Below are 20373 nucleotides of genomic sequence, written 5' to 3'. Positions count from 1 at the left end.
CATTGAAACAAAACGACATCAAACAGAGCAGAGCAACCCTTGGAAACACGACGCAACCATCAGATCAATCGCAGGCATCACGGCGAAAAGCAGCGCTGCCACCTCGTCGCAAGGCCATGGCTTCCGGGCCACAATGCCTTCAGGAGCCCTCATGAAGATTGCCAACACCGCCCCCTTTGTCGCCCCCCAGCGCTTCCAGCAGGCCGAGGCGGCCTGGCAGCAGGCACAGCTGATCTATGCGCAAGGCGTGAGCCACCTGCGCGATGCCCTGCAACGCTTCCTCCGTGGCGAGGATGTGGGGCGCGTGCGCGCCTGCTATCCCTTCGTGCGACTGCGCAGCGAGCGGCTCACCCGTGGGGACTCGCGGCTGGCCTACGGCTTCGTGGCCGGCCCCGGCCTCTACGAGACCACACTCACCCGGCCCGAGCTTTTCAGCCGCTACTACCGCGAGCAGTTCGAGCTGCTGCTGAAGAACCACGGCGCCGAACTGGAGATCGGCAGCAGCACCGCGCCCATCCCCCTGCACTTCGCGCTCAGCGAGCACGAGCACCTGGAGGGCGATCTGCCGCCGGACCGCCGGCTGCTGCTGCGCGAGTGCTTCGACCTGCCCGATCTGGCGGCCATGGATGACGGCATCGCCAACGGCACGCATGAGCCAGCACCGGGCGAGCCCGAACCGCTCGCCCTGTTCACCGCGCCGCGCGTGGACTACTCCCTGCACCGCCTGCGCCACTACACCGGCTGCTCGCCCGAGCACTTCCAGAACTTCGTGCTCTTCACGAATTACCAGTTCTACATCGATGAGTTCATCCGCCTGGGCCGCGAGCTGATGCAGTCGCCCCCCGATCCGGCCGCGCCGCACGAGCTGGACGACTGCATCGGCTTCGTCGAGCCCGGCAATGTATGGACAGCCCGCGCCGGCTGTGAGGCGGACTTCGCCGGCATGGCGCCCGGCCTGACGCCGCCGCGCCTGCCACAGATGCCGGCCTACCACCTGCTGCGGCGCGATGCCAGCGGCATCACCATGGTCAACATCGGCGTCGGGCCCGCCAATGCCAAGACCATGAGCGACCACATCGCCGTGCTGCGCCCGCATTGCTGGCTGATGCTGGGCCACTGCGCCGGCCTGCGCAACAGCCAGCAGCTGGGCGACTACGTCCTGGCCCACGGCTATGTGCGCGAGGACCACGTTCTGGACGAGGAGCTGCCGCTGTGGGTCCCCATCCCGCCCCTGGCCGAAGTGCAGGTGGCGCTGGAGAAAGCCGTGGCCGAGGTCACACAGCTCTCGGGCTTCGAGCTCAAGCGCATCCTGCGCACCGGAACGGTGGCCTCGACCGACAACCGCAACTGGGAGCTGCTACCCAGCGCGCACCAGGGCGGACCGGAGCGACGCTTCAGCCAGAGCCGGGCCATTGCGCTGGACATGGAAAGCGCCACCATCGCCGCCAACGGCTTCCGCTTCCGTGTGCCCTACGGCACCTTGCTGTGCGTCTCGGACAAGCCCCTGCACGGCGAGATCAAGCTGCCCGGCATGGCCAACCAGTTCTACCGCGAGCGGGTGGACCAGCACCTGCGCATCGGCCTGCGAGCCATCGAGCTGCTGCGCGCCAGCCCGGCCGGCAAGCTGCACAGCCGCAAGCTGCGCAGCTTTGCCGAAGTGGCCTTCCAATGATTTGCGACACGGCGGCGCGCACCACGGCGTGACATTTGCGCACGGGCAGCCCCACAATGGGGGACGCAACGCCCCCAGGCAAGACACGACGCCATGCTCCTGGACACCCCCACGCTGCTGAGCCTGCTCCTGCTGGAGCTGCTGAGCCTCATGGTGATGCTGCCTCTGCTGATGGGCGCGCCCGTCAGCCGCGCGGCCCGCTTCGCGCAAGGCTATATCGCACTGCAGTGCATAGGCTGGATGGCGCTGTGGCTGCGCCAGGCTTCCGGAGCGCCGGTCAGCGACGGTCTGGGCGGTTTCGTCGCCATGCTGGCGCTCAGCGCCAGTCTCAGCGCCCTGTGGCTGGCCCTGCGCGACTGGCTGGGCCGGCGTCCCGGGCGCCGGGCCATGATGGGTGCGCCCCTGGTGCTGGCCCTGGCCTCCCTGCAAGACGGCAGCGGCGCCGACCACTTCGCAGTCGCCTGGTCCGGCCTCGGCCTGGCCCTGCAGATGCTGGCCCTGGCCCTGGCCTGCTCCTGGCCTCGCGAGGCCGAACAAAAGGGCATGGAAAGCAGGCATGCCACGCCGGTCGAGCACAAGGATCGGGCATGGCGCACCTTGCTCGGGCTGGGCTTCGGAGCCATGGCCGCAGTCACCCTGCTGCGCGCCGGCCTGCATTTCCTCGAACGCGATGCCGGCTGGGAGGCGGGGCTCACGCAGGCCATCATCCTCGGTGCGCACGTCATGCTGCTGGTCAGCGTGCTGGCCATCCTGGTCGCCTGGCGCGGCGAGACAGAGCTCCACCTGCAGCGCCAGGCCCAGACGGACGCCCTGACCGGCCTGGCCAATCGCCGCGCCTTCGGCAGCCGCTCCGATGAGCTGATCTCCCTGGCCCGACGCCATGGAGAACCGCTGTGCCTGGTCATGCTGGACCTGGACCTGTTCAAGAAGGTCAACGACGACCACGGCCATGAAGGCGGGGACCGGGCGCTGGCCCTCTTTGCCAGCTGCGTGCAGCAGGTGCTGCGCGTGGGCGATCTGGCCGGCCGCGTGGGTGGCGAGGAGTTCTGCGTGCTGCTGGCCCGTAGCGACGAACTCGGACCGCGCGCCATGGACGCGCGCCTGCGAGCCGTGCTGCTGGCCCGCGCACAGAAGGAGCTGGGCTTCCCCCTGGACTTCAGCGCAGGCTGGGCTCTGCTGCGCCCGGGGGATCGCAGTGTCGAGGACATGATGCGTCGCGCGGATGCAGCCCTCTACGAGGCCAAGCGCAGCGGTCGCGGCCGACTGTGCGACGAACCCGGCTGGACCCCTGCCGATCAGGCGGGCTGATCCCGTCATCGGACTGCAGTCAAGCGCTGGCACGCTGCTTGCTTGAATTGAGGCAAACCCGTTCACCCGACGGGCTGACCCGAACTCAGGAGCGCAGCACCATGCAAGCCTTTGACGCCCCCTTTGCCTACACCCTGACCCAGCCGGCAACGCCTCTTCATGCCCCCTCGATCCCGCCGCAGACCGCCGGAGCAGGGCGTCTGCGTGTCGTCGGGCAGGGCCGCCGACGCGGCACGGTGCAGGTGCGGGCGCTGGGCTCCCGGGACCTGCAATGGCTGCCGGCGCTGGCCGACTTGCTCATCGATAGCGTGCACCACGGCGCGTCGCTGGGATTCCTGGCACCGCTGTCCCGCTATCAGGCCATGGACTACTGGCACAGCGTCTACGCGCGCCTGGGCAGCCACCACCACCTCTGGATCGCCTGCGAAGGCGACGGCCACGGCCCGCTGCAGGGCGCAGTGCAACTGACCCTGCCCCAACCGTCCAATGCGCACCATCGCGGGGAGGTCCAGCGTCTCATGGTGCACAGCCAGGAGCGCGGTCGGGGCATTGCCAGCCAGTTGATGGCCACGCTGGAGTGCACGGCAGTGCGTCAAGGCCGCCGTCTGCTGGTGCTGGAAGCGCCGGCAGACTCCCAGGCGGAGGCCGTCTACACCCACCTGGGCTGGCAGCGTGCGGGCACCATCCCGGAGCACAGCGTCTGCGCCGAAGGCCGTCTGCATTCGGCAGCCCTGCTCTACAAGACCCTGTGAAGCTGCTCGTCCCGGAGCTCAGGGCGCCAGGCCTGCCGCGCTGGCATGTGGCGCCGCTGGATGCCTGCAGCGCCGAGGCCGGCACCCTGATGCGGGAGCTGAACGAGGTGCTGGCCGCCATCAGTGGCGACAGCGGCGCTGCCCGCTACGATCCCTCGCGGAGCCAGGACCCGGGCTGCGCCTTCGTGGTGGCAAGGGACGCCCTGGGGCGCGCCCAGGGATGTGCCGCGCTGCGCCCCCTGCCGGAAGGACCGCCCGGGACGGCCGAAATCAAGCGCATGTATGCCCGCCCGGGTCACCAAGGCGTGGGCTCAGCCCTCTTGGCGGCCCTGCTGAAAGAGGCCCGCCGCCAGGGCTATCTGCGCGTCTGGCTGGAGACCCGTCGCATCAACACCCGCGCCCTCGCCTTCTACCAGCGACAGGGTTTTGCCGAGATTCCCGGCTATGGCGGCTATGCAGGCCGGCAGGACGCCGTGTGCCTGGGCCTGACTCTGTGAGCCAGGCCAGGCTCAGCGGTACACGCGCAGCAGCTTGCCGCTGTCGGTGAGCAGCAGCAGTGCGCCGTCCGGCGCCTGGCGCACATCGCGGAAGCGCTCGCCCAGTTGGCCGTACAGAGCGACGCGGTCCAGCACGGTGTTGCCGGCCAACCTGAGGCGCCACAGAGCCTGTCCCGCGAGGCTGCCGGAGAACAGCTGCCCCTGCCACTCCGGAAACATGGCGCCGGTATAGAACAGCAGCCCTGCCGGCGCCGTCGAGGTCGGCACCCAGTAGGTCAACGGTTCGATATAGGCCGGCGCATGGGTGCCTCCGCCGATGCGGCAGGCGTCCCCAACGGGATCGCCGTAATTGCAGCCATAGCTGCGCATGGGCCAGCCGTAGTTGCCGCCGGGTCGGATGCGGTTGATCTCGTCACCGCCCTGGGGGCCGTGCTCGCTGATCCACAGCTCCCCGGTCTGGGGATGCAGGGCCGCCCCCTGCGGATTGCGATGTCCCAGCGAGTAGAGCCCCGCCGCCGCACCGGCCCCGAAGCTCGGGTTGTCCGCCGGGAGGCTGCCGTCGCGCTGGATGCGCACCACCTTGCCCAGGGTCTTGCCCAGGTCCTGCGCCGGACTGCCCTGCTGACGCTCACCCAGCGTCACGAACAAGGTCTTGTCCCTGGCAAAGACCAGGCGCGAGCCATAGTGACCCGAGCCGCTGACCTTGGGCGCCTGACGGAAGATCACCTGCCCCTCCACCAGTGCCGTGCCCTGCAGCCGCGCCTTGAAGACGGCCGTCCCGCTGCGCCCGGCCTCACTGCCGGTTCCCGGCTCGCTGAAGCTCAGGTAGACGAAGCCGTTCTGGCTGAAGTCAGGGTCCAGCACCACGTCCAGCAGACCGCCCTGGCCCGAGGCGTTGACGGCCGGTGTGCCGCTGATGGACTCCTTCTGGCGAGCATCGGCACTGAGCCGTAGCAGGCCACCGCCGCGCTGTGTGATCAGCAGCCGCCCGTCAGGCAGCACCGCCAGGGACCAGGGGCTGCCCAGATCGGTGCGAAGCGCGGCCAACTGGGGCGCGGGGGTGGGCGCCGGGACTGGCGCGGGAGTGGGGGTCGGGGTGGCACCCGAATCGCCGCCACCGCATGCCGCCAGCGTGCTCGCCATCAGGGCTCCCCAGCTTCGGTGCCAAGCCGCCATGCGCCACCTCCTGTCTTGGATGCAGGCAGTCTAGAAGCATGCCCGCGTCCGCGTTGTAAGAAGCTGTGGCGGGAGGCCGATGCCCGCACCGACGATCAGTCCAGCCCCGCCAAGGCCTGACGCACCGCAGGCAGGACGCGCTCTCTCAGGCCCGCATCGCCCTGCTCCTGCAGGGCCACGTACAGCGGCCACAGGAACTGACGCGCGTTGTGCACCTGCCGCAGGCGGCGCTCATCCCAGACAGTGCCTCGTGTCGGCTGCAGCACCGTCTGCAGCCAGGCCTGCACCTGCTCGGCAGTCCAGGCACTTCGCAACAGGGCAAAGCGTGCGGCCCGCGCCAGGCGCTCGCCCTCGCCATGCCGATAGGCAAGCTGCCCATGCGCCAGCACCTGCGAGCCTAGTGACGCCAGCGCAAGGGCCGCGCCTTCCGGGTCCAGGGCTGGGTTCAGGGCCATCTGCATCAGCAGGTCGGCACCATGGGCCACGCCATGGCGCCACCCTTCGCGATCATCGTGCGCGCGGTAGTCCCGCCATTGCTGCAGCCAACCTGCCCCCGCGGCCAACAGCGCCTCACGCTCGGACGGCCGCAGGAAGGGCTGGATGCGGTCAACCCGGGCCACCTCCGACAAGGCCAGCACAGCAAAGGGAGCATGGAAGCCTTGCGCGTCGGGCGGTGCCTGCAGGACTGCCAGCCAGCGATCGCGCAGCAGGCGCAAGGCCTCCGGGGCCAGGCGGCCGGCGCGCATCCAGGCGGACAGCAGCTCAAAGCCCAGCTCGTCCCGCAGAGCGGGATCGGGCGAGGCCAGGCAGTCAGCCAGTGCGACGGCCACCTGCTGGAATTGAGCCGGGGGGATCGCTGCGTCCTGCGTCCAGGCACGCAGCTGCGCCACTTGCTGGGGCTGGCCGTCCCAGCGCGGCGGGCATTCGGCGGCTGCGCGGCCCGCGAGCGCCAGCATCAGGGCCGCGCAGGCCCAGGTTTTACCTCGTCCAACAAGTCCCATGAGAGCCTCCTTGGCTTACATCTTGGGGGCCGCCCGGCGCTCGCGCCACCGGGCTTGCCCGCCGTGCACAAAGGCATGCCCCGAGGAGAGCAGGCGCGGCCCGCTTGCGGCCCCAGGCCCGGGACACGTAAACTCCGCCCCGGATTCAGGAGAGTGCAGTCCCCATGCCCAGCGCATGCCGGCCTGCCGCCGAAGGCGCAAGCTCCCATACTCGCTCAGGCCCCGTACTGGATCCGCCATCAAGCCGAATGCTGGAGAGTGAGGCCGGGCCCCATGCCTGGTCTCCGCCGAAGGAGCAAGGCCGTGTCCCGAGACGGATGCGGCTGAATCTCTCAGGTACCGAGGACAGCGGGAGCGGCGCGCACAGGCGCACGCTCTCTTTGGCATCTCCCCGCCCGAGTCACGCACGCCTGCGCGTTCAACCCTCAGATCATCGAGAGTTCCGCATGCATGTCATCGTCCTGGGCGCCGGCGTCACCGGCATCAGCACCGCCTGGTACCTCCGCCGGGCCGGCCACGAAGTCACCGTCATCGACCGCCAGCCCGCCGCGGGCCTGGAAACCAGCTACGCCAATGGCGGGCAGATCTCCGTCTCCCATGCCGAGCCCTGGGCCAATCCGGGCGCACCGCTCAAGGTGCTCAAGTGGCTCATGAAAGAAGACGCCCCGCTGCTCTTCCGCCTGCGGGCCGACTGGGCGCAGTGGCGATGGGGCCTGCAGTTCCTGCGTGAATGCACGCCTGGCCGCACGGCACACAACATCCGCAACATCGTCAAACTGGGTCTCTACAGCCGCGACCAGCTGCAGGAGCTACGCGCCCAGTTGGGCCTCGAGTACGACCAGCGCACCCAGGGCATCCTGCACTTCTACACCAGCGAAGCCGAGTATGAGGCCGCGCAGGAGCCGGCCCGCATCATGCGGGAGCAGGGCTGCGAACTGGACATGAAGACGCCTGACGAATGCGTGGCCATCGAGCCCGCATTGGCGCAGTGCCGCCAACAGATCGTCGGCGGTTCGATGACGCCCAGCGATGAATCCGGTGACGCCCATCGCTTCACCCAGGCTCTGGCGGCGCGCTGCGCTCAGGCCGGCGTGCGCTTTGTCTACGACACTCGCATCCTGGGCATGGAGGGCAGCCGTGAGTCGGGCATCAGCCGCGTGATCTGTGCCGATGCCAACGGCGTGGTGCAGCGCCTCGCCGCCGACCGCTTCGTGCTGTGCATGGGCAGTTTCAGCCGCGGCCTGGCGCGCGAGCTGGGCATCCATCTGAACATCTATCCAGCCAAGGGCTATTCGGTGACGCTGCCGGTGATCTCGCCCGAGCACAGCTACCAGGTCTCGCTGACGGACGACGAATACAAGCTTGTTTTCTCGCGCCTGGGCGACCGCCTGCGCATCGCCGGCACGGCCGAACTCAACGGCTACAGCACCGAGCTGAACCTGACCCGCTGCGAGGCCATCGTGCGCCGCACGCGCGAACTCTTTCCCGCGATGACCGACGGCCGCGGTGCCCAGTTCTGGACCGGCCTGCGCCCGGCAACGCCCTCCAACCTGCCCTACATCGGCGCCAGCCACGTGCCCAACGTCTACCTGAACACCGGGCACGGCACCCTGGGCTGGACGCATGCCTGCGGCTCGGCCGCTGCCATCGCAGACATCGTCAGTGGCCGGCGCCCAGCCCTGGACTACGCCTTCACCGCCGCCACCCAGGAGCGGATGGAAGACGGCGACTGGCGCTACGCCTGAGGCTGGACTGCCCCGCGAGCGCTCCTTGGCGTAGGCCCTCTTGCGCAGCCCCTCTTGCGCTGGGCCTCTTGTGCGGGGCCATGCCTTGCCCTAGGCTCGGGCCACGGCATTTGTGCATCGGTCCCGACCTCAAGGAGCACGCCATGGCCTCCAGCCCTTCTCCTGCCGGAGGCGCTGCCTCCGGCTTGTCCGGCAGCGCGCAGGATTCCCGCCTGCAGAGCCTGCGCACCCTGGCCCTGGTCGGCCCCGCAGGCGGCGGCAAGACCACCTTGTGCGAGGCCCTGCTGCTACAGGCAGGCGCCATCAAGCTGGCCGGCGCTGTCGAGAAGGGCAACACCGTCAGCGACCACGAAGCCCTGGAGCGCCGCATGCAGCACTCGCTGCAGACCAGCGCCGTGCACCTGGACTGGCAGGGCCTGCGCCTGCACGTGCTGGATACACCAGGCGCGCCGGACTTCATCGGCCAGGCCCTGCCAGCCCTGGAGGCGGTGGAAAGCGCGGTGCTGGTGATCAATGCCCAGTCTGGCCTGGAGCTGATGGCCACGCGGCTGATGGAGGTCGCGGCCCAGCGCGAGCGCACGCGGCTCATCGTCATCAACAAGATCGACACGCCCGACGTGGACCTGCCAGGTCTGCTGGCCCTGCTGCAGGAGCGACTGGGCAAGGAATGCCTGCCGCTGAACCTGCCGGCCGGCGGAGGCACACGCGTTTCGGACTGTTTTTTCCAGCGCGAGGGCGACAGCGACTTCGGCTCCGTGGCCGATGCGCACCGCGCCCTGGTGGAGCAGGTGGTGGAGGTCGACAGCGACTTCGTCGAACGCTACCTCAACGAGGGCGACGTACCGGCCAGCGAGCTGCATGCGCCGCTCGAGCAGGCCCTTCGAGAGGGGCATCTCGTCCCCGTGTGCTTCACCGCCGCGAAGTCCGGCGTAGGCGTACCCGAGCTGCTGGATGCCATCGTCCGCCTGCTGCCGCATCCGGGCGAGGCCAATCCGCCGCAGTTCCTGGAAGGCGAAGGCGCCGAGGCCAGACCGCTGAAGCCCCTGCCCGATGCGGACCGCCACGTGCTGGCCCATGTCTTCAAGATTCAGGCCGACCCCTACCTCGGCAAGCTGGCCCTGCTGCGCGTCCATCAGGGCACACTCAAGCGCAATGCTCAGCTCTATGTGGGCCATGCGCGCAAGCCGGTGAGGGTCAGCCATCTCTTCATGCTGAGAGGCAAGGAGCATGTGGAAGTCGAGCAGGCGCTGCCGGGCGACATCTGCGCCCTGGCCAAGCTCGAGGACCTGCACTATGACGCCGTCCTGCATGACGCGCCGGAAGACGAGCACCTGCACCTGGCCCCGCTGCAGTTCCCGGAACCCGTGCATGGTCTGGCCATCAGCCCGGCCCGCCACGGGGACGAGCAGCGCCTGTGGGATCAGCTGCGGCGCCTGGTCGACGAGGACCCCTGCCTGCGCCTCGAGCACGCGGCCCAGACCAACGAGACCCTGGTCTACGGCCTCGGCGAGCTGCACCTGCGTGTGCTGCTGGAGCGCCTGCGCGAGACCTACAAGGGCGAGGTGCTGACGCAGCCGCCTCGGGTGGCCTACCGCGAGACCATCTCCGCGCCTTCTGAAGGCCACCATAGACACAAGAAGCAGAGCGGCGGCGCCGGCCAGTTCGGCGAGGTCTGGCTGCGCATCGAGCCCCTGGAGCGCGGCGCCGGCTTCGAGTTCCGCGACGAGGTCAAGGGCGGCACCATTCCTGGCGTCTTCATGCCCGCCGTCGAGAAGGGCGTGCGCCAGGCCCTGGCCCAAGGCGTGATCGCCGGCTTCCCGCTGGTGGACCTGCGGGTCGTGGTGTTCGACGGCAAGCACCACTCGGTGGACTCCAAGGAAATCGCCTTCGTGACAGCAGGGCGCAAGGCCCTGATGGCCGCAGTGAAGGAGGCCCGCCCCCAGGTGCTGGAGCCCATCGTGCAAGTGGAGATTCTGGCCCCCGCGGCCGCCATGGGCGACATCACCGGCGATCTGGCCTCGCGGCGTGGACAGGTGCTGGGCACGGACAACCCGGTGCCGGGCAGCATCAGCATCCAGGGCCTGGCCCCGCTGGCCGAGCTCAGCAGCTACCAGACACGGCTCAATGCCCTGACCAGCGGCCAGGGCCGCTACACGCTCAGTCTGTCCCACTACGAGCTCGTGCCACCCAGCACCCAGTCGCAGCTCATGGCCGCCCACAAGCCCCGCGACGAGGACGACTGAAGCGGATGAGTCAGGACGCGAGTGAACAAGGCTTTATCATTGCGGCATGTGTTCCGCTGCCCGGGACGTCGCTCAGGTCCGACTGGACAACGCGATGCTCCTGTTTGAAGAATTCGTCGCTTCCACCATCAAGCACCCCGATGCCGCCGCCTTGCGCGGCCTGGAGCGGCGTTTCGCGGAGCGCTTGCAGATCCAGCCCAGCTATTGGAGCCAGATCAAGAGCCGCTCCCGCCAGATTGGCGAACGCCTGGCGCGGCAGTTCGAACAGCTGTGCCACAAGCCGACGGGCTGGATGGACCTGGAACATGGCCAGACACCGGCTCCTGCAGGAGACACCGAGCCTGCGCTGCCCAGAGATGACGACGAGCGCTTCATCATCGGCCTGGTCCTGACTTACTACCGCCGACATCCGCAGCGCGCACGCACGCGCCTGCTGGACCTGCTGGGTGAAGTGCTGACGCCGGAGAGTCCTGCGCCCGCGGCGCAGCAGGCTGCCTCGCAGGCGCAGCGCGGCAGCGTAGGCAGGCCGCCTGCCGCATCCTCCGCATCGCCTTCTCACGCCAGCGATCTGGACGAATGGCGCCGGCTGCAGCAGGGCATTGCCCCCCTCAAGCCCAAGAAGCGTTAATCAGGGACAGCGCCACAAGGGCGCCCGGCGTACGCCAACCTCTGCCCAGCCGCGCCCTGCCGTGCTGGGCTCGCCGCCTCACAAGCCCCATGCCCAGGCACATCTGGCGCGCCGCGCGCGAAGCGCACCTGCAATCCGTGTTTCGCACGTCATCCTGGATTGCTTTGCATCAGAGATAAAAAGCACTTGCGCAAGATAATCAATCGTTTATCATTTGCGCAAGTCGCGGCCGGGTTCACCGCGATGAACTCCTCACCATCTCGCGCGCCACCCCGCCCCTGCAGTGACTGGATGACGCCTCCCGGTGAGCACCTGCCACCCCTTAGCCCCTGGTCATCAGGGTCTTGCGAGCCGTGCGCCACCGCCGAACCCGGGCCGGCGCCAGCTCAGACAAGGCCCAGGGACGCCCTCTGCGTCCTGATGTGCCAGCGCCTGCTCGCGTCCTGCGGCCTGCCGTCCTGCGTGGCTTCGAACCACTGTCTGCGCAAGCGTCCTCGCCGCCGTGCCCTGACTTGATCCCGGCCTCGTGCCGAGGCGGCCCGTTGGTGGACTCGTCCATCGGCGCAGCCCTGCCTGGCAAGCGTCCGTTCAACCTTCCATAGCCTGCGCCTGCTCGATGAACCCGAGCGGCGTCAAGGAGAGTGCCATGTCTCAGTTCACCGCCCCTCGCCCGCAGCTGTCGCTGCAGGGCCGAAAACCGCGCAATCCCATGGTGGCGCCGGCCCTGCTTCGGCAGGCCGGCCGTCATCAGGCCCAACGCGCCGCCGAACGCCAGCGTGCCAAGCAAGACCTGGCCCTGGAAATCCGCCGCCTGCGCCCAGACGAGCGCAGTCCGTGAATCGCAAGCCTCGCCGCCTTCCGGCGCGAGGCCCGAGGGAGCATCACCATGCAAAAGATCATCAAGACGACAGGCTACGGCCTCGTTAGCCGCGTCAGCGACTCGCTGACTGCAGGAGCCCGGCGCCTGGCGCGCTGGCTCAGCGCACCGCCCACAGAGCTCAGCCGCGACGAAGCGGCCACGGCATCCACCACCGAGGCCCTCCCGCGCCGCCGCGCCGGAGACCCCATCGGCAGCGTCCGTTTCGACGGCGAGCGCCTGGGCGGCTGGCCAGGCGAAGGGAGGATCCGATGAGACGATTTTTCCTCACTTTGTTGCTGGCCATCGGGGGCATGGCGTTCAAGTTGGGCTCGGCATTGCCGATACTTGACGAAAGCGCCTACGCTATCGCCTGCGATGAGCACCCCGCCCGCCCTGCCGTTCACTCCGCTGACCAAGCCCTTTCTGGACTTGAACCGCTGGACTGCGTACTTCCGGGAGGCGGAGATCCCTGTCTTGGCATCGACAGCCGAACAGCTCGAGCTCTGGCGTGCTAACGAAGATGCTGTCGATGCCAACAGCATCGGCGAAGGCCTGGCCACCGATCCGCTGATGACGCTCAAGGTGCTGCGCTTCGCCTCGGCCCATCGGTCCAGCCGCCTGCTGGCAGATGCCGAGACGGTGACCGCGGCCCTGGTGCTGATGGGCATCACGCCCTTCTTCAAGTATTTCGGTGCCCAACCCACCGTCGAGGATAGGCTCGCCAGCCTGCCGGCGGCGTATGGTGGCCTGATGCGGGTGATGCGGCGCGCCGACCGCGCCGCACGTTTCGCCTTGGGCTTCGCCGCCCATCGCATGGACCCAGACGCCGCCGTCATCCACAGCGCCGCACTGCTCCATGACTTCGCCGAGATGCTGCTGTGGTGCCATGCCCCGGACCTCGCCCAGAAGGTCCAATGGCGCATGGCCGCCCAGTCCGGCACGCGCAGCGTGACGGCACAGAAAGACGTGCTGAACATCGAACTGGGCGATCTTGAGCAGAGCCTGATGCGAGCCTGGCGCCTGCCCGAACTGCTGGCCCACTGCACCGACGACAAGCGGGGCCACGACCCGCAGGTGCAGTGCGTGCGCCTGGCCGTGCGACTGGCCCGGCATACCGCCGACAGCTGGGAGAACCCTGCCGTGCCGGACGACCTCCACGAGATCGGAGAACTCCTGACGCTGGGGCCGACGCACACGCTCAAGCTGCTGCACGAGCTGGATTCCCGCTGACCCCCACGCCCGCGGGGGCAAGGCCTAAGATGCGGGCCATGGCCGGTCCCACACTTGATTTCTGGCAGCAACGGTTCCAACAGGGGCAGACCCCCTGGGACCGAGGCGCCCCCCACCCCCAGTTGCTAGCCTGGCTCGATGCCGGCGCCCTGCCTGCCGGTCAGCGCGTGCTGGTGCCGGGCTGCGGCAGCGGGCATGAACTGCAGGCACTGGCCAGACACGGCCTGATCGTCCGCGGCCTGGACTACGCCCCCGCCGCCGTCGCCCGCGCCCGCCAGGGCCTCCAGGCGGCAGGCCTGGGCGCCGAGGTCGAGCAGGCCGACGTGCTGCAATGGCAGCCACCCGTGCACGGCCGCCCTGAGGTGGTCTATGAACAAACCTGCCTGTGCGCCCTGCATCCCGACCATTGGCAGGCCTACGCCGCCCAGTTGGCCCGCTGGCTGCCCCCAGGCGGCCTGCTACTGGCCCTGTTCATGCAGGCGCGCCGGGAATCCGCGGGGCAAGGGCTGGTCGAGGGGCCGCCCTATCACTGCGACATCAACGCCATGCGCGCGCTTTTTCCCACCTCGCTATGGGACTGGCCCGCGCCGCCCTATGCGGCCACCGCGCACGCGCAGGGCTGGCAAGAGCTTGCGGTAGCCCTGCGCCGTCGCTGAATCCGATTGACGAGGTCCTGCCCGGCGGACCAGGCCAGGAGCCAATGGCCACCCCGGACTCGGTTCAGAGGGGCAAGGCCGTCGTGTTCTTGAGCCTGTCCAGCACAAAGCTGGTCTTGCAGTCCTGCACGCTGGGATGCTTGAGCAGCGTCTCTGTGATGAAGCGCGCGTAGTGCGCCATGTCCTCCACCAGCACGCGCAGCAGGTAGTCCATGTCACCCGTCAGGGCGGAGCATTCGACGACCTCGGGCCAGGTCTGCACGGCCGCCCGGAACAGGTCCATGGGGTTGCGCTTGTGCGATTCGGTGTGCTTTTCCAGCCGCACATTGATGTAGGCCGTGAGCCCCAGGCCCACGGACTCCGGATTCACCAGAGCCACGTAGGCCGAGATCACCCCAATCTCCTCAAGACGCCGCACCCGGCGCAGTACCGCCGAAGCCGAGAGGTTCACCTGCGAAGCCAAGGCATCGTAGGTGACACGGCCATCGACCTGCAGCGCCCTCAAAATGCGCCGGTCGATGGCGTCGAGCTGACTTTCCTTGTCCATATCAAGATTCTTGCAGGTTTCCTGCACACTCAGGGGATGACGCCAACAAGATCGCATGAATCCTGCGGCCTCATCCTCGTACAGTTTTGCGCTATCGCAAAACCTTCCGCCTGGAGACGTGTATGGCTTTTACTCCCTGGGACAACCCCATGGGCACCGACGGTTTCGAGTTCATTGAATTCGCAGCCCCCGATCCCGCCGCGCTGGGCCAGTTGTTTGAAACCATGGGCTTCAGGGCCGTGGCCAAGCACCGCCAGAAGAACGTCACCCTGTACCGCCAGGGCGATGTGAACTTCATCATCAATGCTGAGACCGACGCCTTCGCCCAGCGGTTTGCCCGCCTGCACGGCCCCTCGATCTGCGCTATTGCCTTCCGCGTCAAGGATGCCGCCTTTGCCTACCAGCGCGCACTGGAGTTGGGCGCTTGGGGCTTTGACAACAAGACGGGCCCGATGGAGCTCAATATCCCGGCCATCAAGGGCATTGGTGATTCGCTGATCTATCTGGTCGACCGCTGGCAAGGCAAGGACGGCGCCCAGCCCGGCGCCATCGGCAACATCAGCATCTACGACGTGGACTTCGTGCCCCTGCTGGACGCAGACGGCCAGCCCGTGTCCTCCACGCAGGAGGGTCATGGCCTGACCTACATCGACCACCTGACGCACAACGTCTTCCGTGGCCGCATGAAGGAATGGGCCGACTTCTATGAGCGCCTGTTCAACTTCCGCGAAGTCCGCTACTTCGACATCGAAGGCAAGCTGACGGGTCTGAAGTCCAAGGCCATGACCAGCCCCTGCGGCAAGATCCGGATCCCCATCAACGAGAGCAGTGACGACAAGAGCCAGATCGCCGAGTACCTGGACCTCTACCACGGCGAGGGCATTCAGCACGTGGCCCTGGGCACCAACCAGATCTACAAGACGGTCGAGGGCATGAAGTCCACGGGCGTGGTTTTCCAGGACACCATCGAAACCTACTACGACCTGGTCAACAAGCGCTTGCCCTCGCATGGCGAGAACCTCGACGAGCTCAAACGCCTGCGCATCCTGATCGACGGCGCCACCCATCAGGGCGCGCCCAACGAGTTGCTGCTGCAGATCTTCACCAAGGAAGTGATAGGCCCGATCTTCTTCGAGATCATCCAGCGCAAGGGCAATGAAGGCTTTGGCGAGGGCAACTTCCAGGCTCTGTTCGAGAGCATCGAACTCGACCAGATCCGCCGCGGCGTACTGAAGGCGGAGGCTTGAGCGAGGACTGTCCCGGTGGACAGTCTTCCCCGAGCAGCAGGCCTGCGCGCGTGCAAGCGCGCAGGCGGCATGAGGCTTGAGAAGAAACAAAGGCCCGGGCAAAGCCGGGCCTTTGTTTTGGCTGGCGACAGCGCTTCAGTCCGCCAGCAAGTGCCGCATCACGGCGTCCATCACCATCGGCTCGTACACCAGTTGCAAGTGCCCACTGGCGGGCACCGCCAAGGTCTGCGCTTCGGGCAACAAGGCCAGCACCGAAGGGCAGACCACCTGGTCGCAGCAGCTGTAGACGCAGGTGAAACGCCGCCACCACGCCGCGGATTCGCTCTCTGCCAGGGCCTGCAGCCAGGCTGACCGGGCACGCATCTGTTTTGCATTGGGCGCGCCGGACAACTGGGCCATCACCGTGCCCGCATGCGGCGTGCCCAGCGTGAACACCTGATGCAGCCGCTCTGGCGCGGCGTGCACCGCACGCCTCCAGGCGCGCAAGGCCAGGCCGCCCATGCTGTGGGCCACAACCACAGGCGGCAGGCCCGTCGCCTGCTCCAAGCGACGAATGGCGGACTCGATCTGCTCGGCGTAGTCATCGATGCTGGCAAACGGCGGCTCGAGGCTGAGCGCGACATGTGGGACGCCCTGAGCATTCAGGCGCCTCACCCAGTGATGCCACAGCCCCCTGTTGCAGCGAAAACCGTGCAGCAGCAGCACGCCCCGACGCCCCTTGTGGCGGCCATCGCAGACGTCAGGACAGCGCGACGCGCCAAAGGGCTGCTGCCAGGAGAAGACCTTCTCATATGCCCACCATTCCAGCGCTGCCGCGCGCAGGCACTGCGTCAGCGTCGCTTGTGGCTGCCCCTCGGGCCGGGGCAGTCGCCTCAGGAGGACGAAGACCGGCAGCACCAGCAGTGTCCAGCCAAACAGGCCCGTCCACCCCATCAGCAGGGCGCCCGGCAATCCCCAGTGCCGCCAGCCCCAGGCCCCCAGCAGCAGGCCCAGCAGCACCCGCACGGCCAGCACCAGCTGTTGTTGTTTCGCATTGTTCATCGTCAAGCGGCCCTGGCTACACGTCATTCGAGTCTCCGCACTAGCGAAGCGGCGCCAGTGTAGGCGGACAATCCCGCCCAGGCCTTGACCCACCTATCTGTCACCGCCCTTGGAATCCCGGATCCTCCAACACTTGCAGATGGTCGAGCAGGAGCGCCAGCGTCGCCTGGCCGAGCCCTCCCTGCACGCCTGCGTCCAGGCCGTCAAGCAGTTCCAGCAACAACGCTTTGCGCGAACCTATGCCGATCTGCTGGCCTCGCCTCGATACGCCGCGGCGGCACGCTTCTTTCTGGAAGAGCTCTACGGACCCGGGGACTTCTCCGGCCGCGACGCCCAGTTCGCGCGCGTGGTGCCGGCCCTGGTCCGACTCTTCCCAGAGCAGGTGGTGCAGACGGTATTGCATCTGGCAGAGCTGCATGCCCTCTCGGAACAGCTTGACGGAGAGATGGCCGACGTGTTGGGCGCCTCGCCGCTGTCTTCCCTGCGCTATGTGCAGGCCTGGCAGACGGTCGGCAAGCCCGAGCGTCGGCAGCAGCAGATCGATCTGACACTGGCCGTGGGCGCCTCACTGGACCACCTCACCCGAAAGCCCCTGCTCCGCCAGGCCTTGCGCATGATGCGCGGACCCGCGGCCGCAGCCGGCCTGGCCGAGCTGCAGCGCTTCCTGGAGCAAGGCTTCGACACCTTCAAGGCCATGCGTGGCGCCAGCGACTTCCTGGGGACTGTGCGCCAGCGCGAGCAGGACCTGGCAGCCGCCCTGTTTGCAGCAGCCGTCCCGCCGGGAACGGACTGTCTCCCAAGCGACGGAAGGCTAGGGCAACTCCCGTAGGCGCAGGGCAGCGCGCCACTCACCATGCATCGAGGCCACAGCAAGGAGAGTCGCCCGCCATGAGTGCCGTGCTCGAATTCCCCGGCAAGCAGCCGACGTCCAGGGACAAGCCCTGGCTGAAGTCCTATCCACGCGAAGTGCCGGCAGAGATTGCGGTCGACACCTACGGCTCCTTGGTCGAACTGCTGGAGGAAGCCTTCAGAACCTATGGCGACCGTGATGCCGCCGTATGCATGGATCAGCGGCTGAGCTACCGGCAGCTCGACGAAATGTCACGCGCGCTCGCGAGCTATCTGCAGGGCCTGGGCCTGGGCAAGGGCGCACGCGTGGCCATCATGATGCCCAATGTGCTGCAGTACATGGTGGCCATCGCCGGCATCCTGCGGGCCGGCTGCGTGGTGGTGAACGTGAATCCGCTGTACACGCCGCGCGAACTGGCTCACCAACTCAAGGACAGTGGCGCTGAAGCCATCATCGTGCTGGAGAACTTCGCGGCCACGCTGGAGGAGGTGATCAATGACTCCCCCGTGCGACATGTGGTGCTGGCCTCGCTGGGGGACTTGCTGGGCTGGTGGCGCGGCCCGCTGGTCAATTTTGCGGTGCGGCACCTGCGAAAGATGGTGAAGGAGTTCCGGCTGCCACTGGGCGAAGGCCGTTCTGTGCGCCGTTTCAATGCAGCCATCACCCAGGGCCGCGCCCGGACACTGCAGCCTGTGGCTGTGAAAGCCGATGACGTGGCCTTTCTTCAGTACACCGGCGGCACGACTGGCGTGTCCAAGGGCGCCACACTGCAGCACCGGCAGGTGTTGGCCAACATCCTGCAGAGCGAGGCCTGGTTCTCGCCCATGCTGCAGCGCGTGGGCGGCAAGCAGCTGACCGTGGTCTGTGCCTTGCCGCTCTATCACATCTTCGCCCTCACCGCCTGCTACATGCTGGGGGCGCGCCAGGGCATGCTGAATCTCCTCATCACCAATCCGAGGGACATCCCCGGCTTCATCCGCACACTGCAGCAGTACCGGGTGCACATGTTCCCGGCTGTCAACACTCTGTTCAATGCACTGGCCAATGAGCCGGCCTTCGCTCGCCTGGACTTCTCGGAGCTGGTGATCTCCAACGGCGGCGGCATGGCCGTGCAGCAGGCCACCGCAGAGAAATGGCTGCGCATCACCGGCTGCCCTGTGGTGGAAGGCTACGGCCTTTCCGAAACTTCACCCGTCGCCACGGTGAATCGGCTGGATGTGCGCGAGTTCAACGGCTCCATTGGCTTGCCTATTCCCAACACCGAGATAGCCATCCGTGATGACGAAGGCCGCGAAATGCCGCTGGGCGAGCGCGGAGAGATCTGCATTCGCGGCCCGCAGGTGATGGTCGGCTACTGGAATCGCCCGGACGAAACGTCCCAAGTCTTCTGGCCAGACGGCTTCTTCAAGAGTGGCGATATCGGCGTCATGGACGAGCAAGGCTATGTACGTATCGTCGATCGCAAGAAGGACATGATCCTTGTCTCGGGTTTCAACGTCTATCCGACCGAGATCGAACAGGTGGTGAGCCTTCACCCAGGCGTCCTTGAATGTGCGGCGGTAGGCGTGCCGGACGCCAAGTCCGGCGAGGCGGTGAAGCTCTTCGTGGTGAAGCGCGATCCAGCCCTGGCAGAAGAAGACCTGGCCCAGTATTGCCATGCCCAGATGACCGCATACAAGCGCCCCAAGTACATCGAATTCAGGGATGAGCTGCCCAAGAGCAATGTTGGAAAAATCCTCAGACGCGAGCTGCGCAGCTGATGGCCAGCGGGGCACCCTCTCATGAATCTGCCCCAGCATATCGACTTCATCGAACGGGGCTGGCTCTCGGCCAATATGGTGCTTCTGGGCGGCGACTCACGAGGCCCACTGGTTGTGGACACCGGCTATGTCAGCCATGCCGCACACACGCTCGGTCTGATCGAGCTGCATCTGCAGCAGCAGGGCCAACTCGCACCTCGCGCACTCCTGAATACTCATCTGCATTCGGATCACTGCGGCGGCAATGGCGCGCTGCAGGCACGCTATCGGGCCCAGGTCTGGATGCCTCCGGCCGAGTTCGAGGCGGCTCAAGCCTGGGACGAATCCCGGCTGAGCTTTGAGGACACGGGCCAGCGCTGCGAACGTTTTGTTCCCCATGAACGCTTGCAGCCGGGATCGCATGTCGAGCATGGGCCCTACTGCTGGGAGGTCCACGCCGCCCCGGGGCACGATCCCGCCTCCATCATCCTGTTTGAAGCTCGCAGGGGGCTGCTGATCTCTGCCGACGCGCTCTGGGAAAGAGGCTTCGGCATCGTCTTCCCCGAGCTCGCGCCCCGCCCCGCCATGGGCGCCGCCTTCGACGAGCTCGAGCAGACCCTGGACCTCATCCAGGCGCTCCAACCGGCGATCGTCATGCCTGGGCACGGCCCCTTGTTCACCGACACGGCGTCAGCGCTACGGGAGGCGCGCAGCCGCCTGGACTATTTCCGCGCGGAACCCAAGCGTCATGCCTTGCATGCAGGCAGGGCGCTGCTGATGTATCACCTGCTGGAGTGGCGTGAGCGCTCAAGGGAAGCCGTTGAAAGCTGGTTGGACAGCACGCCGGTGCAGCAACGCCTACGAGTGCTGGCGGCGATCCCTGATGCACAGGTCTGGGCCAACCTGCTGCTTGAGGGCTTGTGCAAGGCAGGGCAGCTGCGGGCAGATGAGCAAATGGTGCGGCTGGAACCGAGGGCATAGCCACGAACAGATTCCGCGCTGATACCTCTGGCCAGCCAGCAGTACCCGGAACTTCACAGAGGGCCGGCGCCCGAAATACGAAATACGAAATACGAAGTGCGGCCGGCTGCCCGCGGATATTGGATCCTTAAGATGGGATCCTCAAAAGCAAAACCCCCGGTCCTTGCGGAACCGGGGGTTTGGCGGGATATTAGCCTGACG

General features: G+C 67.2%; 19 protein-coding genes and 2 riboswitches. Of the genes, 15 read left to right on the top strand and 4 right to left on the bottom strand.

What is annotated here, in order from left to right; all coding sequences use genetic code 11:
• The first annotated feature begins 151 nt into the window (after positions 1 to 151).
• The 4 genes from ACS5PK_RS11485 to ACS5PK_RS11470 all read left to right on the top strand — a co-directional run bounded on the left by ACS5PK_RS11485 (position 152) and on the right by ACS5PK_RS11470 (position 4229).
• Positions 152 to 1672 (top strand): AMP nucleosidase, encoded by a 1521-nt coding sequence (locus ACS5PK_RS11485; protein WP_439440375.1) that lies wholly within the window; start codon positions 152 to 154, stop codon positions 1670 to 1672.
• Between the two features lie 93 nt (positions 1673 to 1765).
• Positions 1766 to 2980: a GGDEF domain-containing protein gene (locus tag ACS5PK_RS11480; protein ID WP_439440374.1), complete on the top strand. Its 1215-nt coding sequence runs from the start codon at positions 1766 to 1768 to the stop codon at positions 2978 to 2980.
• Between the two features lie 101 nt (positions 2981 to 3081).
• Positions 3082 to 3732 (top strand): GNAT family N-acetyltransferase, encoded by a 651-nt coding sequence (locus ACS5PK_RS11475; RefSeq protein ID WP_439440373.1) that lies wholly within the window; start codon positions 3082 to 3084, stop codon positions 3730 to 3732.
• The gene (locus ACS5PK_RS11470; RefSeq protein ID WP_439440372.1) at positions 3729 to 4229 is read left to right on the top strand and encodes a GNAT family N-acetyltransferase; all 501 of its coding nucleotides are present in this window, start codon (positions 3729 to 3731) and stop codon (positions 4227 to 4229) included. Before ACS5PK_RS11475 ends, ACS5PK_RS11470 begins: the two co-directional genes overlap by 4 nt.
• Positions 4230 to 4241: 12 nt before the next feature.
• Here the strand turns inward: ACS5PK_RS11470 and ACS5PK_RS11465 are convergent, their stop codons facing one another.
• Complete coding sequence (locus ACS5PK_RS11465) at positions 4242 to 5405, bottom strand: PQQ-dependent sugar dehydrogenase (RefSeq protein ID WP_439440371.1); 1164 nt, start codon at positions 5403 to 5405, stop codon at positions 4242 to 4244.
• Positions 5406 to 5500: 95 nt separating this feature from the next.
• Positions 5501 to 6406 (bottom strand): DUF2785 domain-containing protein, encoded by a 906-nt coding sequence (locus ACS5PK_RS11460; protein WP_439440370.1) that lies wholly within the window; start codon positions 6404 to 6406, stop codon positions 5501 to 5503.
• Between the two features lie 136 nt (positions 6407 to 6542).
• Positions 6543 to 6646: riboswitch (glycine riboswitch) on the top strand.
• Between the two features lies 1 nt (position 6647).
• Positions 6648 to 6765, top strand: a riboswitch (glycine riboswitch).
• 87 nt (positions 6766 to 6852) lie between these two features.
• Here ACS5PK_RS11460 and ACS5PK_RS11455 point away from each other — a divergent pair.
• The 7 genes from ACS5PK_RS11455 (at position 6853) to ACS5PK_RS11425 (ending at position 13767) form a co-directional block, all read left to right on the top strand.
• Positions 6853 to 8151 carry a D-amino acid dehydrogenase gene (locus ACS5PK_RS11455; RefSeq protein WP_439440369.1) on the top strand — a complete coding sequence of 433 codons (1299 nt, stop codon included), beginning with the start codon at positions 6853 to 6855 and terminating at the stop codon, positions 8149 to 8151.
• A gap of 143 nt (positions 8152 to 8294) precedes the next feature.
• Positions 8295 to 10394 carry an elongation factor G gene (fusA, locus tag ACS5PK_RS11450; protein ID WP_439440368.1) on the top strand — a complete coding sequence of 700 codons (2100 nt, stop codon included), beginning with the start codon at positions 8295 to 8297 and terminating at the stop codon, positions 10392 to 10394.
• A gap of 94 nt (positions 10395 to 10488) precedes the next feature.
• Positions 10489 to 11022: a hypothetical protein gene (locus ACS5PK_RS11445; RefSeq protein ID WP_439440367.1), complete on the top strand. Its 534-nt coding sequence runs from the start codon at positions 10489 to 10491 to the stop codon at positions 11020 to 11022.
• Between the two features lie 646 nt (positions 11023 to 11668).
• Positions 11669 to 11860, top strand: a complete 192-nt coding sequence (locus tag ACS5PK_RS11440; RefSeq protein WP_439440366.1) for a hypothetical protein — start codon at positions 11669 to 11671, stop codon at positions 11858 to 11860.
• 48 nt (positions 11861 to 11908) lie between these two features.
• Positions 11909 to 12154: a hypothetical protein gene (locus tag ACS5PK_RS11435; protein WP_439440365.1), complete on the top strand. Its 246-nt coding sequence runs from the start codon at positions 11909 to 11911 to the stop codon at positions 12152 to 12154.
• A 102-nt stretch (positions 12155 to 12256) separates the two neighbouring features.
• Positions 12257 to 13111: an HDOD domain-containing protein gene (locus ACS5PK_RS11430; RefSeq protein WP_439440364.1), complete on the top strand. Its 855-nt coding sequence runs from the start codon at positions 12257 to 12259 to the stop codon at positions 13109 to 13111.
• A 38-nt stretch (positions 13112 to 13149) separates the two neighbouring features.
• Positions 13150 to 13767 carry a methyltransferase domain-containing protein gene (locus tag ACS5PK_RS11425; protein ID WP_439440363.1) on the top strand — a complete coding sequence of 206 codons (618 nt, stop codon included), beginning with the start codon at positions 13150 to 13152 and terminating at the stop codon, positions 13765 to 13767.
• Between the two features lie 64 nt (positions 13768 to 13831).
• Here the strand turns inward: ACS5PK_RS11425 and ACS5PK_RS11420 are convergent, their stop codons facing one another.
• Entirely contained in the window at positions 13832 to 14314 is a 483-nt protein-coding gene (locus ACS5PK_RS11420) for an Lrp/AsnC family transcriptional regulator (protein ID WP_439440362.1), read from the bottom strand.
• Between the two features lie 122 nt (positions 14315 to 14436).
• On the opposite strand from ACS5PK_RS11420, the gene hppD reads away from it, so the two are divergent.
• Complete coding sequence (gene hppD, locus ACS5PK_RS11415; protein WP_439440361.1) at positions 14437 to 15561, top strand: 4-hydroxyphenylpyruvate dioxygenase; 1125 nt, start codon at positions 14437 to 14439, stop codon at positions 15559 to 15561.
• A 135-nt stretch (positions 15562 to 15696) separates the two neighbouring features.
• Here the strand turns inward: hppD and ACS5PK_RS11410 are convergent, their stop codons facing one another.
• A complete protein-coding gene (locus ACS5PK_RS11410) occupies positions 15697 to 16602 on the bottom strand; it encodes an esterase/lipase family protein (RefSeq protein WP_439440360.1) in 906 nt (301 codons plus the stop codon).
• Between the two features lie 139 nt (positions 16603 to 16741).
• Here ACS5PK_RS11410 and ACS5PK_RS11405 point away from each other — a divergent pair, with 139 nt between their 5' ends.
• From ACS5PK_RS11405 to ACS5PK_RS11395, 3 genes are read left to right on the top strand one after another with little or no spacing between them, the layout of a single operon-like run.
• The gene (locus ACS5PK_RS11405; protein WP_439440574.1) at positions 16742 to 17431 is read left to right on the top strand and encodes an FFLEELY motif protein; all 690 of its coding nucleotides are present in this window, start codon (positions 16742 to 16744) and stop codon (positions 17429 to 17431) included.
• Between the two features lie 59 nt (positions 17432 to 17490).
• On the top strand, positions 17491 to 19212 hold the full coding sequence (locus ACS5PK_RS11400; RefSeq protein WP_439440359.1) for a long-chain-fatty-acid--CoA ligase: 1722 nt from the start codon (positions 17491 to 17493) through the stop codon (positions 19210 to 19212).
• A 21-nt stretch (positions 19213 to 19233) separates the two neighbouring features.
• Positions 19234 to 20172 (top strand): MBL fold metallo-hydrolase, encoded by a 939-nt coding sequence (locus ACS5PK_RS11395; RefSeq protein WP_439440358.1) that lies wholly within the window; start codon positions 19234 to 19236, stop codon positions 20170 to 20172.
• Positions 20173 to 20373 lie beyond the last annotated feature (201 nt).

Origin of the sequence: Roseateles sp. DB2 (assembly GCF_051857535.1) — a bacterium.
Classification (GTDB): domain Bacteria; phylum Pseudomonadota; class Gammaproteobacteria; order Burkholderiales; family Burkholderiaceae_C; genus Roseateles_B.
This window is presented reverse-complemented; position numbering and strand designations above follow the sequence as displayed.

What these genes read in the sequence shown, in the direction of transcription:
- ACS5PK_RS11485 (WP_439440375.1), top strand. Translation starts at nt 152, where the DNA reads ATGAAGATTGCCAACACCGCCCCCTTTGTCGCCCCCCAGCGCTTCCAG.
- ACS5PK_RS11480 (WP_439440374.1), top strand. Translation starts at nt 1,766, where the DNA reads ATGCTCCTGGACACCCCCACGCTGCTGAGCCTGCTCCTGCTGGAGCTG.
- ACS5PK_RS11475 (WP_439440373.1), top strand. Translation starts at nt 3,082, where the DNA reads ATGCAAGCCTTTGACGCCCCCTTTGCCTACACCCTGACCCAGCCGGCA.
- ACS5PK_RS11465 (WP_439440371.1), bottom strand. Translation starts at nt 5,405, where the DNA reads ATGGCGGCTTGGCACCGAAGCTGGGGAGCCCTGATGGCGAGCACGCTG.
- ACS5PK_RS11460 (WP_439440370.1), bottom strand. Translation starts at nt 6,406, where the DNA reads ATGGGACTTGTTGGACGAGGTAAAACCTGGGCCTGCGCGGCCCTGATG.
- ACS5PK_RS11455 (WP_439440369.1), top strand. Translation starts at nt 6,853, where the DNA reads ATGCATGTCATCGTCCTGGGCGCCGGCGTCACCGGCATCAGCACCGCC.
- fusA (WP_439440368.1), top strand. Translation starts at nt 8,295, where the DNA reads ATGGCCTCCAGCCCTTCTCCTGCCGGAGGCGCTGCCTCCGGCTTGTCC.
- ACS5PK_RS11445 (WP_439440367.1), top strand. Translation starts at nt 10,489, where the DNA reads ATGCTCCTGTTTGAAGAATTCGTCGCTTCCACCATCAAGCACCCCGAT.
- ACS5PK_RS11440 (WP_439440366.1), top strand. Translation starts at nt 11,669, where the DNA reads ATGTCTCAGTTCACCGCCCCTCGCCCGCAGCTGTCGCTGCAGGGCCGA.
- ACS5PK_RS11435 (WP_439440365.1), top strand. Translation starts at nt 11,909, where the DNA reads ATGCAAAAGATCATCAAGACGACAGGCTACGGCCTCGTTAGCCGCGTC.
- ACS5PK_RS11430 (WP_439440364.1), top strand. Translation starts at nt 12,257, where the DNA reads ATGAGCACCCCGCCCGCCCTGCCGTTCACTCCGCTGACCAAGCCCTTT.
- ACS5PK_RS11425 (WP_439440363.1), top strand. Translation starts at nt 13,150, where the DNA reads ATGGCCGGTCCCACACTTGATTTCTGGCAGCAACGGTTCCAACAGGGG.
- ACS5PK_RS11420 (WP_439440362.1), bottom strand. Translation starts at nt 14,314, where the DNA reads ATGGACAAGGAAAGTCAGCTCGACGCCATCGACCGGCGCATTTTGAGG.
- hppD (WP_439440361.1), top strand. Translation starts at nt 14,437, where the DNA reads ATGGCTTTTACTCCCTGGGACAACCCCATGGGCACCGACGGTTTCGAG.
- ACS5PK_RS11410 (WP_439440360.1), bottom strand. Translation starts at nt 16,602, where the DNA reads ATGAACAATGCGAAACAACAACAGCTGGTGCTGGCCGTGCGGGTGCTG.
- ACS5PK_RS11405 (WP_439440574.1), top strand. Translation starts at nt 16,742, where the DNA reads ATGGTCGAGCAGGAGCGCCAGCGTCGCCTGGCCGAGCCCTCCCTGCAC.
- ACS5PK_RS11400 (WP_439440359.1), top strand. Translation starts at nt 17,491, where the DNA reads ATGAGTGCCGTGCTCGAATTCCCCGGCAAGCAGCCGACGTCCAGGGAC.
- ACS5PK_RS11395 (WP_439440358.1), top strand. Translation starts at nt 19,234, where the DNA reads ATGAATCTGCCCCAGCATATCGACTTCATCGAACGGGGCTGGCTCTCG.